At 46.8% G+C, this 15,880-nt stretch carries 12 protein-coding genes; 5 read left to right on the top strand and 7 right to left on the bottom strand.

The window, feature by feature from the left end; genetic code table 11:
- The 4 genes from QUA25_RS06255 to QUA25_RS06240 form a co-directional block, all read right to left on the bottom strand.
- Positions 1–2,858: DUF4347 domain-containing protein (locus QUA25_RS06255; protein WP_333036398.1), on the bottom strand; the 2,858-nt coding region annotated here is incomplete at its 3' end.
- Between the two features lie 812 nt (positions 2,859–3,670).
- Positions 3,671–5,776, bottom strand: coding sequence for a prolyl oligopeptidase family serine peptidase (locus tag QUA25_RS06250; protein WP_333036396.1), 2,106 nt, complete (start codon positions 5,774–5,776; stop codon positions 3,671–3,673).
- A gap of 373 nt (positions 5,777–6,149) precedes the next feature.
- Entirely contained in the window at positions 6,150–6,743 is a 594-nt protein-coding gene (recR, locus tag QUA25_RS06245; RefSeq protein WP_333036394.1) for a recombination mediator RecR, read from the bottom strand.
- 152 nt (positions 6,744–6,895) lie between these two features.
- On the bottom strand, positions 6,896–7,264 hold the full coding sequence (locus QUA25_RS06240; RefSeq protein WP_190737631.1) for a translation initiation factor: 369 nt from the start codon (positions 7,262–7,264) through the stop codon (positions 6,896–6,898).
- A 12-nt stretch (positions 7,265–7,276) separates the two neighbouring features.
- Between QUA25_RS06240 and QUA25_RS06235 the strand changes: the two genes are divergently transcribed.
- The 4 genes from QUA25_RS06235 (at position 7,277) to QUA25_RS06220 (ending at position 10,295) form a co-directional block, all read left to right on the top strand.
- Positions 7,277–7,474, top strand: coding sequence for a hypothetical protein (locus tag QUA25_RS06235; protein WP_333036392.1), 198 nt, complete (start codon positions 7,277–7,279; stop codon positions 7,472–7,474).
- Positions 7,475–7,503: 29 nt separating this feature from the next.
- A complete protein-coding gene (gene trpB, locus QUA25_RS06230; RefSeq protein ID WP_333036390.1) occupies positions 7,504–8,742 on the top strand; it encodes a tryptophan synthase subunit beta in 1,239 nt (412 codons plus the stop codon).
- A gap of 277 nt (positions 8,743–9,019) precedes the next feature.
- Positions 9,020–9,526 carry a CAP domain-containing protein gene (locus QUA25_RS06225; protein WP_333036389.1) on the top strand — a complete coding sequence of 169 codons (507 nt, stop codon included), beginning with the start codon at positions 9,020–9,022 and terminating at the stop codon, positions 9,524–9,526.
- Positions 9,527–9,662: 136 nt separating this feature from the next.
- Complete coding sequence (locus QUA25_RS06220; protein ID WP_333036388.1) at positions 9,663–10,295, top strand: ribonuclease D; 633 nt, start codon at positions 9,663–9,665, stop codon at positions 10,293–10,295.
- Between the two features lie 269 nt (positions 10,296–10,564).
- On the opposite strand, the gene QUA25_RS06215 is transcribed toward QUA25_RS06220, so the two are convergent.
- The 3 genes from QUA25_RS06215 to QUA25_RS06205 form a co-directional block, all read right to left on the bottom strand.
- Positions 10,565–11,632, bottom strand: a complete 1,068-nt coding sequence (locus QUA25_RS06215; RefSeq protein WP_333036387.1) for a hypothetical protein — start codon at positions 11,630–11,632, stop codon at positions 10,565–10,567.
- Positions 11,633–12,005: 373 nt separating this feature from the next.
- Positions 12,006–12,200, bottom strand: coding sequence for a hypothetical protein (locus QUA25_RS06210; protein WP_333036385.1), 195 nt, complete (start codon positions 12,198–12,200; stop codon positions 12,006–12,008).
- Between the two features lie 36 nt (positions 12,201–12,236).
- Positions 12,237–13,364 (bottom strand): HetZ-related protein 2, encoded by a 1,128-nt coding sequence (locus QUA25_RS06205; RefSeq protein ID WP_333036383.1) that lies wholly within the window; start codon positions 13,362–13,364, stop codon positions 12,237–12,239.
- Between the two features lie 136 nt (positions 13,365–13,500).
- On the opposite strand from QUA25_RS06205, the gene glyS reads away from it, so the two are divergent.
- On the top strand, positions 13,501–15,648 hold the full coding sequence (glyS, locus tag QUA25_RS06200; protein ID WP_333036382.1) for a glycine--tRNA ligase subunit beta: 2,148 nt from the start codon (positions 13,501–13,503) through the stop codon (positions 15,646–15,648).
- Positions 15,649–15,880: the final 232 nt, after the last annotated feature.

Raw genomic sequence — 15,880 nt, 5'->3', positions numbered from 1 at the left:
TTGGCTGGATCTCCTAAAAACAGGATTCCTTGGGCCGCTGGAGGCAGGGTGTTGATGGTATAAGAGGCGATCGACCCGTCGAAGTCGGGGTCGCTGCCTCCCAATCCCGTGACTAACTGGCTGCTGTTGGGCCCGAGGCTGGAGGTGGCAGGGTTGGCAACTGGCGGTTGGTTGGGAGTCGGAGTTGGTGCTGGTGTCAGAGTGGTTGTGACTTTAGCGCCCGGAGCACTACCGTCATTGTTGGTTGAAGTCGGGTCATAGGTAGGTGAGGTACTTCTGGCGGTGTTGCTGACGCTGGCATCTGGGGGTGCGATGAAACTAACTGTATTGGTAATCGCAGCAGGAGCACCGCTGGCTAAGCTGGGAACAGATGAGAAGGTGACAATGCCAGTAATTGGATCGTAAGTACCGCTGGATAGACTAACTATTGTTAAATTGGGAACAATGCTATCAGTAATTATGACGTTTTCGGCTGTGCTAGGGCCGTTGTTGACTGTGGAAATTGTGTAACTGACTGTCCTACCCACAGTTTCGGTAGTAGTCCCGGTTTTGGTGGTAACAACATCGGCACTAGGTGTCAGGGTTGTGGTGACTTTAGCCAGCGGATCAGTGCCGTTGTTGTTTTCAGGAAAAGGATCTGGGGTAGGTGACGTACTTCTGGCGGTGTTGGTGACGCTGGCATCTGGGGGTGCGATGAAACTAACTGTGTTGGTAATCGCAGCAGGAGCACCGCTGGCTAAGCTGGGAACAGATGAGAAGGTGACAATGCCAGTAATTGGATCGTAAGTACCGCTGGATAGACTAACTATTGTTAAATTGGGAACAATGCTATCAGTAATTATGACGTTTTCGGCTGTGCTAGGGCCGTTGTTGACTGTGGAAATTGTGTAACTGACTGTCCTACCCACAGTTTCGGTAGTAGTCCCGGTTTTGGTGGTAACAACATCGGCAAGAGCAGCAACAATTGTAGTTGAGACTTGAGAGATGGGTTGGGAACTATTATTGTTAGCTAGATCTGGGTCGAAAGTGCTGGAGCTGCTATAGGCACTGTTAGTTAAGGAAGCGCCGACTGTTGCCGGAACTCTTGCGGTTATGGTGCGGGTTTCGCTAGCACCGTTAGCCAGAGTCGGAATCGCCGGCCAGATGACCGTCCTCGTTGTGGGATTGAAACTACCGTTGTTGTCAGTGCTGACGAAAGTTAAGCCCTCTGGGAGCGGATCTTGAATCAGGACGCTTTCGGCGTTGTTTGGCCCGTTATTTGTGGAGGTAATCGTATAGGTAATGGTGCTATTGGGTATGGCATAAAGCGGGCCTTTTTTAACAATGGAAACGTCGGCTTTGAGTGCAGGCTCATCTATACTTTGGACGATGACATTGTTAACTTCGTGAATGTTTGTGTTTCCCCCTGTCGAAGCAGCAAAGCCAAATTTAAAAGTAGGTGGCACTGCTCCGTTTATAGTTGCCAAATTTGGTATGTCGAGCAGTGTTTCGCCCGCATCAAATGTGCCGTTGCTGTTCAAGTCGAAGGCAACTGTCAGACGGTTAGGTGTTGCTGAAGTCGTCGGGAATAAGGTAACTTGGACGCTTCTTTTAGCCTCAGTGCGAATGCTTGTATCTTTATTGTCTATCCCACCGGGAACTACAGTGCTAGTTAAGAAATTATAAGATGTGCTTTGGCTGCCTCTAAGTCCTACTGCATCAGCTAGAAACCCTCCCGGCGCAGCCGGATTTGTATTTACACGCCCTCCCGCTCCTGATTGACTAGCAGAATAATTGCCAAACTCGTCTAATCCGACACCTAAATAACCTCCTACAATACCCGGTACGATTCCACCCCTATTATTCTGAGCATAGCCGAGAGAGCCGCCAAAGCCTCCCGCTTGTGTGGGCGTAGCTGTTCCGTCAATGAGGAAAAAACTAATGCCATCCGCACCAAGGAGGTTATTCTGCTGATCGACGACAGTACCTCTGTTATAGGCAAAGAAATCAAAGGTAACTCTCAGACCCTCAGTGGCGGAGATGGGGTTGTTGTAGATAACAAAAGCTGCTTCGTCAAAATTATTTGATGTTAATCTCAAAGTACCGCTTCCGCGTGGATCGCCAGTCCCTAAAGCGGGAATAACGCCACTGAGGTTTTGTGTACTACCTGCCGTTAAGCCTGGTGGAGCGGATGCGCCAAAAATTCCATATATCCAAGGCCCGATTACTGTTGAATTTTTAAATTCTTCAGCCGCTAATGTAGCCAGAACTGATGTGTAGCCTTCTAGGACTTCTTTTTCAAAGGCTATTTCGGTATTTATTTGTCCTGTAGTAATTTCTAATTCCCAGTTGCCACCTAGTGCTGCACTCCCTGTTAAATTATTAGAAGCGGCAATATTTGCTCCTGTTATTTCACTGAGTTTTTGTATGAATTGAATGCCGGATTCGCCGGCGGCTATGTTACAGCCGTAAAGCAGAATGTTGCCTTGCTCGCTAAGGGCTTTTCCCCACTGCTGCAGTTGGCTGCTGTAGGTTTCTAGATTATCAATATTAAGTTCTGTTGAGCCGATTTCTACTGCTGCTTCTCGGCCGTGAGAAACTATGTGCAGGCTGGTGATGCTGTTGCGCTGATCCAAAATTTCGGTGATTTGCTCGATCGCCTCCCTAGTAGGATTGAGTACAAATACTTCCGTTCCTGCTTTAATACCACCGATCAATTGCTGGTAGTTTTCTACTCGGGAGTCAAAAATCACTAGAGATTTTTTCGCGTCCGGTTCTGCTGTAGAGCTTGCTTTCTCAAAAAAAAAGTTGTTCTTAGCGGCAATATTCGTAAATTTAGGTATTTTTACGGGTGTAAAATTCGGCAGATAGGAGATCATTTTTTTTATTCCCTGATTTACTTATTAGTTTTAACCTACCCAGCTTGAGAAAATTCCATAAACACCAAAATATAAATTTTTAATGAATTGTTTCTATAAATAGAATAATAATTACGTAGTTTGTGGGTTGAGATTTTAGGAAAGAATTGGACGAGGACTGCTGGGGGCGATCGCCGGTGGCTAGGGCGACAAATCACCGCAACTTCTATGCAAACGTTTTCGGGCTTTGACTGCGCCAGCCAAGTCTTTTTATGTGAGAATGGGCTATGCCAGAACTTGGAGATTGCGATCGCCAATTACTTACGCATTGCTGAAAAAAGGCAGTAATTCCGGTAACACGAAGCTTCTCAGTACGGTTGTAAGTAGGATTTTTTGTTGAATCTTCACCGTAAGCCCACTTAAAAAAGTGGTTTCCGAGAATTGGAAAATTTTTAATTTGCGATTCGATTTACTACTGTTGGCGATTGACATCGCCGCCAAATTCACTTATATTTAAGCTCTATCAAAAAATCATCATAAATACCACTAAAATATACAAAAATTAACATCGCGTCAGGCAAGTTAACACCAGCTAGGAGTTGACAAGTTGCACTAATCTATGATTTAAATTTTCGGGTGTTCACAGCCAAAGGTAGTGAACCGATCGCAGGATTTGAGAATTGAACGCGAGATTTGCCCAAAAAATTCTTTCAAATACTAGGGTGATATGCTATGTGCTGCGTGCGTACCCTAGGGGAGAGGCGGAAAAATTGAGGGTGGCGCGATCGCACTTTCTCGGACTCAGCCACCCCCAATTCCGCGCTTTTTAAACGTTAGTTAATATCCAGTTCCCGCACTAAAAAAGCCCATTCATCTGCCAATTCTTCAATGACTTTCGCAGTGGGTTTGCCAGCACCGTGTCCCGCTTTGGTTTCAATGCGAATTAACACGGGTTTTTCTCCCGCGTGGCTTTCTTGCAAAGCAGAAGCAAACTTGAAACTGTGGGCCGGAACTACTCGATCGTCGTGATCGGCAGTTGTAATCATTGTCGCCGGATAAGCCGTGCCCGGTTTGAGGTTGTGCAACGGAGAATAGCCGTGAATTGTGGAAAATTCTTCGGGATTTTCCGGCGAACCGTATTCAGAAGTCCAGGCCCAACCAATGGTAAACTTGTGAAAGCGCAACATATCCAAAACGCCGACTGCAGGCAGTGCTGCACCGAACAATTCCGGCCGCTGAGTCATGCAAGCCCCTACTAATAAACCGCCGTTGCTACCGCCTGCGATCGCCAATTTGGCCGGTTTGGTATACTTGTTTTCGATCAACCATTCAGCGCCAGCTATAAAGTCATCAAACACGTTTTGCTTGTTCAACTTTTTGCCTGCTTCGTGCCATGATTCGCCGTACTCGCCGCCTCCCCGCAAACAGGCGATCGCATAAACTCCGCCCATCTCTAACCACACTATCCTGCTAACAGAAAAACTCGGAGTTAGCGAGATGCCAAAACCACCGTATCCGTAAAGGTAGGTGGGGTTATTGCCATCCAACTGCAAGCCTTTTTTGTGCGTAATAAACATGGGTACTTGCGTACCGTCTTTGCTGGGATAAAATACTTGTTTCGTCTCGTAATCATCGGGATTAAAATCGACCTTTGGCTGCCTATAAATCGTACTTTCATCTGTCACCATGTTGTACTGATAGATGGTGTTAGGTGCAGTGAAACTGGTGTAAGCATAAAAAGTTTCGGTGTCGTGCCGCTTGCCGCTGAATCCTCCCGCCGAACCGATTCCGGGCAAGGCAACTTCTCGCACGAAAGAGCCATCTAAGTTGAAAATTTTAATCTGGGTGTAGGCGTCTTTCAAGTAGGAAGCGACAAATTGATTGTTCAGGAGACCAATGCCTTCGAGAGTTTCTGCTGCTTCGGGGATAATTTCTGTAAACCCCCCCTCCCTGGGCGACGGGGTTTCGTCACAAGCGAGGGATGAGGGAGGTGGGTTGTTGGTGTCGATCGCAATTACGCGGCCCAGCGGTGCATTCAAGTCTGTTTGAAACCAGAAAAGAGATCCCTCATTGTCGATGAAACTGTACTCAGCCTCGAATTCGCTAATCAGTTCTACAACGGTTGATTCCGGTGCAGTTAAATCCTTGTAGAAAATCAAGTTTTTGGTTTCAGTTCCTTGCCAAACTGAGATAATCAAGTATTTGCCATCTTCGGTGACGCCACCGCTAAATCCCCACTCTTTTTGGTCTGGTCGCTCGTAGATTAATACGTCTTCAGATTGGGGCGTGCCGATTTGGTGGTAAAACAGTTTTTGGTAATAGTTAACGTCTTCGTGCTTGCTTTTTTCATTGGGTTCGTCGTAGCGACTATAAAAAAAACCTTTGCCGTCGTGAGTCCAGGATGCTCCTGAGAATTTAATCCACTTTAAATGATCTGATAAATCTTCGCCGGTTGCCACGTCACGGACTTTCCATTCCTGCCAGTCCGAACCGGAACTTGACAAACCGTAGGCCATGTATTTGCCGTCTTCGCTGATAGCTATTCCACCCAGAGCAACGGTTCCATCTTCTGAGAGAGTGTTGGGGTCAATTAAGACTTTGGGTTCACCGTCGAGGGATGTTAAGGTGTAGAGTACCGATTGATTTTGCAGGCCGTCATTCTTGTAGTAGAAATAGCGAGATCCTTCTTTGAAAGGTATGCCGTATTTCTCGTAATCCCAAAGTTGAGTCAGGCGCTGTTTGATTTTTTCCCGCGCCGGAATTTCGTTGAGATAGGCAAAAGTGACTGCGTTTTGCGCTTCTACCCAAGCTTGGGTTTCCTCAGAGTCGGGATTTTCCAGCCACCTGTAGGGGTCGGATACTTTGACGCCGTGGTAGTCGTCTGTTTGGTCGATTTTGCGAGTTGTGGGGTAGCTTAAAGGTCGATCGAATTGGGTCATGATTTTTTACTACTCTCGGTAACTTTTTCCAGTTTACCCTTTCGCGGCAGTGACGACAGGGAACAACGAAACTCAAGACAAAATACCAAATACCAAATACCCGACAAGTTTCAACCTGTCGCTACACCGAAAAAAACCGCATCGGCGGGTTTCATATCTTACAATTGTGTCATTGCGAGCCTCAGCGAAGCAATCGCAGAAGCTTAGAATATAGCTCTCATCGCATCAATTGTAAACTCTTCATCCTCTCTTCTCTTCCTACCCTACCCTTCGGGAACCCCTGCGGGGAACGGGAACGGCTTCGCCGAACGTGCCTTTGGCGTCTTCGCCGTTCGTTTCTCTTATTTTTAAATCAGCCATCACCCGTTTTCAACTAATCCAACTCTCTCCTTCCTTCCAAAGCGCGAGCCAATGTAACTTCATCGGCATATTCCAAATCTCCCCCCATCGGCAAACCAAAAGCTATGCGCGTCACTAGGGTAAAAGGTTTTAATAAGTGACCGATATAAAGAGTAGTAGTTTCGCCTTCCACGCTGGGACTAATAGCAATAATTACTTCCTTAACCTTTTGCTGGCTGACGCGCCGGACTAACGGTTGAATGTTCAATTGTTCCGGGCCAATTCCATCCATCGGTGAGATAACGCCGCCAACAACGTGATATTTACCCATATATTCCCGCGTTTTTTCTAAAGCGATTACGTCGCGGGATTCTGACACTACACAAATGGTATGAGTGTCGCGGTTGGTATTGCGGCAAATTTCGCAAACAGGGTCAGCAGATAAGTGAAAGCATACTTGACAGAAACCTACTTGCTGTTTGGCATCAATCAAAGATTTAGCTAGGGCTTGCACTTCTTCTTCCGGTCGCTTCAAAATATGTAAAGCGAGCCGCTGGGCTGTTTTTGGGCCGACTCCTGGCAAGCGCTGCAATTGTTCGATTAAACGAGCTAAAGGTCGAGTGTACATTAAAAATTGGCGGTAATTGGTAATATCATTTCTGGTTGATTCGCGATGGTAGAATTGGCGCGAAGTAGGGGCGGGTTTTACCAACCATCTATGTTTTAAACTAAGTATATCATAAACTCGTCCCGCCCATACACTGATGGCTATTAACTAATTTACCCTCCACTAATTTTAGCTTTGTAGCCTAACTTTGTAATAATTTCTAGCAGCTTTTGCTTGTGTTCGCCTTGAATTTCGATTTCATTATCTTTGACTGTGCCGCCAGTACCGCATTGGGCTTTTAGCTGCTTGGCTAAAGTTGCTAATGTTTCGGGTTTTTCCTGAAAGCCGCTGATGACTGTAACTGTTTTGCCGCCTCGTCCTTTTCGGGATGCTTCGATTTTGAGGTTTTGTTGATTGGGGGGAACTTCGGCAACTCCCCGTTGGAGGGCTGCCGAGTTGTCAACGTTGCCAAATTCGGAGTAAACTATTCGTTTGCCCTCGGTTGTTTTGCTGTCAGAATCTTTGCGTTTTGATGCTGCCATAGGTTAAGATGCTTGAACTTTTTTACTGCTATTTCTAGTTTTAGCGGATTGGGGTATGGTTGCGATCGCTCGGAATGCGCTCTATCTTCTACTTATTGTATTAGCCCGTCAAGCGTTCAAGGAATTATAATGAAATTTGTGCGATCGCCTCAAGTCCACAACCGATTTGGTACGATCGATACCAAGCCTCTAGCTTACCCGCGAATCTAAAAAATCTAAAATCTAAAATCTAAAATCAAATGACAGTCACCCCCCTGCATCTCACCACCGAAACCAGCGCCCAACGCCCAGACTCTCTCGGCAGATTCGGCAAATTCGGCGGCAAATACGTCCCCGAAACCCTGATGCCCGCTTTATTTGAACTAGAAGCCGCTTTCCACAAATACCGCAGCGAACCGGAATTTCAACAGCAACTCCAACAATTGCTCAAAGATTATGTCGGCCGCCCCAGCCCTTTGTATTTCGCGGAACGCCTCACCGAACACTACGCTAAAGCAGACGGAACTGGCCCGCAAATTTACCTCAAACGCGAAGATTTAAACCACACCGGTGCTCACAAAATCAACAATGCTTTAGCTCAAGCATTGCTGGCAAAACGTATGGGCAAAAAGCGGGTAATTGCTGAAACTGGTGCCGGTCAACATGGCGTTGCTACTGCTACAGTTTGCGCTCGTTTCGGTATAGAATGCGTTGTCTACATGGGCGTTCATGACATGGAAAGACAGGCTTTAAATGTGTTTAGAATGCGCTTGATGGGAGCCGAAGTGCGGCCGGTGGCGGCGGGTACGGGAACGCTGAAAGATGCGACTTCCGAAGCGATTCGCGACTGGGTGACAAATGTCGAAACAACTCATTACATTCTCGGTTCCGTAGCGGGCCCGCATCCTTACCCGATGATGGTACGCGATTTCCATGCGGTAATCGGTGAAGAAACGCGCGCTCAGTGTCAAGAAAAGTGGGGCGGTTTGCCGGATATTTTATTAGCTTGCGTCGGCGGCGGTTCTAATGCAATGGGTCTTTTCCACGAGTTTGTAGGGGAAGAAACTGTCAGATTGATTGGTATTGAAGCGGCGGGCGAAGGTGTGGATACGGATAAGCACGCTGCTACTTTGACTAAGGGAAGTGTGGGAGTTCTGCACGGGGCGATGAGTTATTTGCTGCAAGATAATGAAGGTCAAGTGATAGAGCCGCATTCGATTAGTGCGGGTTTGGATTATCCGGGTGTGGGGCCGGAACATAGTTATTTGAAGGATGCGGGCAGGGCTGAATATTATAGCGTAACTGATGCAGAAGCGCTGGGAGCATTTCAGCGGCTTTCGCAGTTGGAGGGGATTATTCCGGCTTTGGAAACTTCTCATGCGATCGCATATTTAGAGACTCTGTGCCCGCAGCTAACAGGCAATCCGCGCATTGTGCTGAACTGTTCGGGACGCGGCGATAAAGACGTGAACACTGTAGCGAAGGTTCTGAATATCTAGGTTAGCGGAATGTGGGGCGATCGCTCTGTAGGAATTGGTAACAATTAATTGGTGTCAACTTAAGACTAAAATCCTTTGTATCTCTCGTTTGTATCGAAGTCTAGATACCCCCTAGCCCCCCTTAATAAGGGGGGAACTGGAAGCGATCTTTCGTCCCCCTTATTAAGGGGGATGCGAGGGGGATATAGAGGCTTATCCTCAGACGGTATACTCATACTACTTTTGGCATTAAGTTGACACTAATAGTAACAATTAACTTTATTTCTCGTTTGATTTCATGTCCAAAGGTTTGATTTTGATGTGCTTGGGATTGTTGACAATCCTGCCTAAGTGTGACACCTCCATTCCTACGCGATCGCTGCCACAAACTCCCATGAATACTAATGTTGCTTCGAGTGCTATTACTGACTTAGAAAAAGCGGTTAACCAACAGATCAATCAATACCGAGCATCTAAAAAGTTGCCACCGCTGACTATCGATCCGCGAATCACTCAGATAGCCAGAATTCACAGCGAAGATATGGCTAAGGGTAAAGTAAGTTTCAGCCACGATGGATTTGAGGGGCGGGCGAAAGCAATTACTATTCCTTATAAAAGTGTAGCTGAAAATCTTGCTTACAATTTTGGCTACAGCGACCCGGTACGCAATGCTGTTGAGGGTTGGATTAAAAGTGATGGCCACCGCAAAAATATGGAGGGTCAGTTTAATGTGACCGGTATTGGGGTTGCCAAAAATGCTAAAGGCGAGTATTATTTTACTCAGCTTTTTGTTCGCAGTCGGTAAGGTGAAGGAAGAAGGAAGTTCGGCAACGGATTCGCTCGACGGATGTAACGGATGTAACGGATGTCAGGAAGAGGGAAGAGGGAAGAAGGCAGTCAACAGTTAACAGTCAACAGTCAACAGTCAAAAATTACTAATAATGGAATTTGCAGATTTTCAAGTGTGCGATGGTGATATTCCCGATTCTCTCTTATCTTATTATTTGACTGCGCCGGCGATCGCCGTTGATACGGAAACAATGGGTTTGCTACCCTGGCGCGATCGCTTGTGTTTGGTTCAGTTGTGCAATCCCGAAGGTAAAGTTGCAGTGGTGCGGATTGCCAAAGGCCAGACAGCAGCACCGAATTTAAAGAAGTTAATGGAAGCCGAAAATATTGAGAAAGTATTTCATTTTGCGCGCTTTGATATGGCAACAATGCGTTACAATTTAAGTATTGACATTGCACCAGTTTTCTGCACAAAGCTAGCTAGTAAACTTGCTAGAACTTATACCAACAAACACGGATTGAAAGAATTAATTCTAGAACTCGAAAAGGTAGAATTAAATAAAACATCTCAAAGTTCCGACTGGGGAAATGCGACTAATCTTTCGGACGATCAACTAAATTATGCTGCTAACGATGTCCGCTATTTGCTGAGCGCTAAACAAAAGTTGACTGCTATGTTGCAGCGAGAAGAACGCTGGGAAATTGCACAGCAATGTTTTCAGTGTTTGCCCGTTTTTGTGAGTTTGGATTTATTGCAGTACAACAATATTTTCGAGCACGGCTAATACCATTTTAGATTTTAGATTTTAGATTTTAGATTGGGAATGACTGATGACTACCAGGGTTTAGAACACGGGCAGACAGTTGCATTCTTTTTTTGAAATTGTATAATATTGTGTCACCTCGCACAATTGCAATCAAATTGGTTTGTAATGAAGACTTGAGTTATCATAAAACTCGCTTGGACTTGAGTCCTCACTACAAAGGTAATTATTATTATTTGACCGGACTTGATGTGAGTTAAAAAAAAATCAAAACAGTGATCTATAGCTGATTAGGACTGATCGGGATTGTGTTCGTGCAGCAAAGCTTCAATTTGGTCGTCAACATTTCTAATCACCTGTTCCAAAGCGGGCAACCCCTCTAAAGGCACAGGAGAAAGCCGAGTTCGATCGCGAATTTGATTCACTTTCCGCTGCAATTCTTCGGCCAGCCGCAGTGCGTCCCGACTCAAAGTAGACAACTGCTGCTGCTGGTAAAACCTCAAAGCTGCCCCCCGCAAAACTTGCAGGGTGGCTTCTTCCTTGCCGCCCACCGTCATTACCCGCAAGCGCAACAGCAAATGAGTGTTTTGATATATGCGCTCAACTTCGACTTGTTTGGGCTGTTCCACCGGGCAAACAGGCATATCTGTAAGCCGCTTCAACTCGTCGATGACCTCTTGGAAAAGGACGATATCGATACCTTCGAGCATCGATTTCAAAACGCCATCTTGACTCCAAAGAATGCGACCTTGGGACTGGTGGCGCTCAAAAAACAGGCGGCCGATTCCCTCTCGCAGCACTCTACCGAGCAATTCTTGCAGCAGTTGGGGCGCGGGCAAAGTTGCCAAAACTTCCACTTGGCTTGACAAGTGCAAAGCCTCGACATTCAAAACCGATAGCTGTGTCGGTGTCGGGGGAACCTCAGCGCCAGCAGGTTTAAACCGCTCAGGAGCGGCCATCGACGGTTCTGGCAAAGACAGCAGTGTTGCTGCATTGGGGCCTGAAGTTGCTGGTGCGGGTTTTTTGGGTGTTGGGGCTGCAGCGGTTTCTGTCTGGCTCGGTTCTCGGAGTTGGTTCCCGTGCAGCAAGTAAGCTGAGAGCATCGAGCGCTGAGTTTCCGAGGCAATTGGCTCTGTTGTGACTGAGCAATTCATGTAAGCTAAAATCCGCTGCACGTAGTCCAAGGCGGAGTCATCTTGGGCATCGACTACGCCCAATTTAAACAGATTACCTTCTAGAGATAAAGGCAAAACTTGATAGTAAAGGCAAGCTTCAAAGGGGACAACTGTATCGATTAGGTGAAATATTCGATCGGAGTCCATTGTAGCTGCCGAGTCTGTTGAAGATGTATGTACCATTAGCTGCTTTGTAGTTGGAAGCGCGATCGAGCGCGACGCACCAACCTGATGCGATAAAATTAAACGCTGCAACTTCCCTGACGGAGGAATTGGTCTAACAACCGGAAGCTTTTATTAAAGAAAAATCCTTAGTCCCAGAATTTTCTCCCTTCTGTATTGCAGCCTCAAACTCTACCAAAAGATTGAGAACTAGATGATGACTAGCGCAGTCTAGACCCACTATCATCGATCGCCCGAGATTGATGCCCGTGGCTGGCAACAATAGAATTATGTCTTTAATGCACAAGTATTAGAGATGCACCACAACCGATGATTTACGGGCAACCGCTGAATTTAGGATTGGTTAAAAAATCCTGAAAAGTCGATCGTGCTGCTAGTATCTTACCTCAGAGAGCTGACTGCGATCGTCTCGGAGCGCGATCGTCACCGCAGGGCTACAAAATCCCGATCGATCTAACCTGATTTGATACAAGCGGCATCGCCCGGTTTTCCACAGGGAAACTCGCAGCAGTCTGTGGCTGTTGGGTAATTGATTTGTAGCGCGGATTCTGAAAAATTCTACCGCCAATTAACAATTAGCAATTGCCCGCCACCCATTACCAATCTACTCGTTGCGGAGCGATTGAGCTGCTAAATAGAGTTTGCTCCACTCGCCGATGACTTGATTGGTTTTCAGCTTTAATTCAGATGCGATCGTCTCTACACTTTTCCCTGCTTTCAACGATTCTAGCAACTGCCGCTGCACCGGTGTGAGGTCATGTAAATATTGCTGCCACTGAGCGGGAGTCAAGCCCAAACTGTGTTCTTGGAGCGAAGTTTCCAGCCAGTTGGCGACTAATTCCGGTGCTTGTTTGACCGCAAAAACCCGAATCGCGTGGTAACTAACTTTTTCTCGCAAGCGGTAAATTTGCTTGATCGGAACCTTCAACTCCTCGGCAATTGCCTCTTGGGAACGGCCTTGCAGGTAAAGCCGCAGCCACCGGGAAGCCAGCGGATCGACTTCAGCGGCCAAGTAATTCTCAAATTCTTGTTGGACAATCTGCCGCTGAGTTTGCTGCTCTTCCCAAGCTTGATTTTCTCGATACTCGGACATTGCCTGTTCGTCTAGCAGGCTGAGCGGTTCGTCTGTATCGTCGGGTAGAACCTGTTCCGACACCAGCCGCACCCAGTCTCCTGCAGGCACTTGCGTCAACCCGCCCCGCTGGGCACGCCGCAAGTAGTTGACAAAACGGTACACCAGCAGCGGCTGGTTGCGGATCGGCCGCAAGCAGTATTCTTCTGTGCTCGCTAGCAGCAAAGCATTTCGCAGGCGTCTGTCTGGGGTGCATTCGGCAATCCAGGCGACTTGCTGCTGCAGGTAGCGATCGGAATTGAGCATTTCCTGAATCACTTCTTGCAGTACCTCCACCGCACTCCGCTGTCTGTCGCGACTCAGGGAAACCCACGCTTGGATTTTTTGCCGGAGCACAACCAAACCGCCGAGCCGCCCGATCAAGTTGCGGTAAGCTTTTTCTGGCGGTACTCCCAGATACCGAGAAATCAAAATTCGATATAAAAAGTCGATCGCCCCAGAGGCGACAGACAATTGAGTTGGGCTAAGAGTGTCAAATCTTTCGGGCTTGTCTCCCAACAGCCAGCGGACAACACTCTCGCGAGTGCTAGAACTCTCCTGCGGGCAATCTTGTTCGAGTCGAGACTTCCAATCTTGTCCTAGTCTTTCCGCCAAGGTCATGGGCTGTCGAGAATATTGTCTTTCACCCCCGATTTTACGTGGTATCCTGGATTTTTGAGTATTTTTCAGATATACGATCGCGCGATCGGATAAATTACCTTAAATTACCCTAAACAAAATTCCATTACGGTGCGATATGCCTAACTTTTTATTAGAACTCGGTACAGAAGAATTGCCCGCATCTTTTGTCTCAGGCAGCGCCCAGCAGTGGCAGCGACTTGTACCTGCAACGCTGGCAGAAGAATCCTTGACAAATGACTCTATTAATGTATACGCTACTCCGAGGCGTTTGGCCGTTCTCGTGAAAGGACTGCCAGTTCAGCAATTAGATAGAGAAGAAGAGGTAAAAGGGCCGCCGGCGAGTTCGGCTTTTAAAGATGGCAAACCGACGAAAGCAGCCGAAGGTTTTGCGAAAAAGCAGGGCGTCGAAATTGATGCTTTGGAAGTTCGCGCTACCGATAAAGGCGATTTTGTGTTTGTGCTCAAAAAGATTCCGGGGCGGATGACAGCGGATATTTTGACAGAACTTGTGCCGCAGTGGATTAATAAGTTAGAAGGCAAAAGATTTATGCGGTGGGCCGACGGAGATTTGAAGTTTCCGCGCCCAATTCGATCGCTAGTGGCACTGTTGGATGATACTGTACTGCCAATTACATTGGTGAGCGGTTCGGATACGGTCAAGAGCGATCGAATTTCCCAAGGACACCGGGTGTTACATCCGCAGCCTGTCTCGATTCCGCAAGCCGAGGATTATGTCGAATGTCTGCGGGCTGCTTGCGTGGAGGTCGATCGATCCCAGCGCAAAAATCAAATTAAAGCACAAGTAGAAGCCGCAGCAACAAAACAAAGCGGTTACGCCGACATTACGGAAGATTTGTTAGAAGAAGTCACAGACTTAGTAGAATGGCCGAACGCAGTTGTCGGGAAATTTGACGACGAATTTTTGATATTGCCGCCGGAAGTAATCACCACAATTATTGTCACAAACCAGCGATATTTTCCGATTCTCAAAAGCCCGGATTTTCCCGAACTACTGCCCTATTTTATTACAATTTCCAACGGCGACCCGGCTAAAGCGGCGATTATTGCTGCTGGTAACGAGCGAGTAGTGCGGGCGAGATTGGCAGACGGTCAGTTTTTCTACAAAGCAGACTTGATAAAGCCTCTAGAGGATTATTTGCCCAAGTTGGCAACAGTTACTTTCCAGGAAGATTTAGGGACAGTACGCGCAAAAGTCGATCGTCTGTGCAAAATTGCCAGCCTCATCGCCACTCAACTACAAATAACAGGCGAACAACAAGCTTATATAGCAAGAGCAGCCTTACTTTGTAAAGCAGATCTCGTAACCCAAATGGTTTACGAACTTCCTGAAATGCAAGGAATCATGGGGCAGAAATACGCCTTAGCAAGTGGCGAATCGGAAGAAGTAGCCACAGCAATTTTTGAACATTATTTGCCCAAAGGTGCGGGCGACAATTTGCCCCAAACTCTGACTGGTCAAGTTGTCGGAATAGCGGACAAATTAGATACTTTAGTCAGCATCTTCGGCTTGGGAATGTTGCCGACTGGTTCATCCGATCCCTTCGCTTTGCGCCGCGCCGCTAATGCAATAATTAACATTATTTGGGCGGCTCAGTTGCCAATCAATTTGCACCAGTTGCTTGCAGAAGCTGTTGCCGAATTTACCGCAGCGCGCCCGGAAACGCCGGCAGAGTTGCTATCGCAGTTATACGAGTTTTTCTTGCAAAGAATTCGGACTTTGTTGCAAGAAGAAAAAAATGTAGATTACGATTTGGTAAATGCCGTTTTGGGAGAAAACGACCCAGAATATACTGAACGAGCATTGAGAGATTTGTTGGACGCACGGGAAAGAGCGCTTTTCCTACAACAAATCCGCAATAACCAGACTTTGGATCTAATTTACGAAACAGTCAACCGTTCAACTCGTTTGGCGGCTCAAGGTGATTTGGATAAAGTAGAATTGGAACCGAAAGCGGCGGTGAAACCGGAGTTATTTCAAAAGTCGTCTGAACAAGCTTTTTACGATGCAGTCGTGCAGTTAGTGCCGCAAACGCTGCTATCCAAACAAACTCGGAATTACCAGCAGTTAGTAGATAGTTTGACTGAAATTGCTCCGACTGTCAGCAACTTTTTCGACGGGCCAGAAAGCGTTTTGGTGATGGATTCTGACCCAGAAATTAAGCAAAATCGGTTAAATTTACTGGGTTTGCTGCGGAATCATGCGCGGGTGTTGGCTGACTTTGGGGCGATCGTAAAAGGTTAAAAAATTCACGGTAAATCATCATGCTAGGGTGCGCAATGCGCACCTTATGCGACAAAAAAAATCGGGGTAAATCATCATGATAGTAAATTAGACAATATTGCAAAAGTCGTAAACTATCTTGAAATTATCTGCGTTTATCTGCGGTTTCCCTATCTATCAAAGATTTATCCAATAAGCCTATCATAATGGTAGGGTGCGCATTGCGCACCTTACGATAACTTTGTCAAAACAG

The sequence above is a fragment of the Microcoleus sp. Pol17C6 genome, assembly GCF_036701145.1.
In the GTDB taxonomy this organism is placed as follows: Bacteria; Cyanobacteriota; Cyanobacteriia; order Cyanobacteriales; family Microcoleaceae; genus Microcoleus.
This window is presented reverse-complemented; position numbering and strand designations above follow the sequence as displayed.

Bases quoted from the DNA above. Each gene is read 5' to 3' on its own strand.
- QUA25_RS06250 (WP_333036396.1), bottom strand. From the start codon at position 5,776: ATGACCCAATTCGATCGACCTTTAAGCTACCCCACAACTCGCAAAATC.
- recR (WP_333036394.1), bottom strand. From the start codon at position 6,743: ATGTACACTCGACCTTTAGCTCGTTTAATCGAACAATTGCAGCGCTTG.
- QUA25_RS06240 (WP_190737631.1), bottom strand. From the start codon at position 7,264: ATGGCAGCATCAAAACGCAAAGATTCTGACAGCAAAACAACCGAGGGC.
- trpB (WP_333036390.1), top strand. From the start codon at position 7,504: ATGACAGTCACCCCCCTGCATCTCACCACCGAAACCAGCGCCCAACGC.
- QUA25_RS06225 (WP_333036389.1), top strand. From the start codon at position 9,020: ATGTCCAAAGGTTTGATTTTGATGTGCTTGGGATTGTTGACAATCCTG.
- QUA25_RS06220 (WP_333036388.1), top strand. From the start codon at position 9,663: ATGGAATTTGCAGATTTTCAAGTGTGCGATGGTGATATTCCCGATTCT.
- QUA25_RS06215 (WP_333036387.1), bottom strand. From the start codon at position 11,632: ATGGTACATACATCTTCAACAGACTCGGCAGCTACAATGGACTCCGAT.
- QUA25_RS06205 (WP_333036383.1), bottom strand. From the start codon at position 13,364: ATGACCTTGGCGGAAAGACTAGGACAAGATTGGAAGTCTCGACTCGAA.
- glyS (WP_333036382.1), top strand. From the start codon at position 13,501: ATGCCTAACTTTTTATTAGAACTCGGTACAGAAGAATTGCCCGCATCT.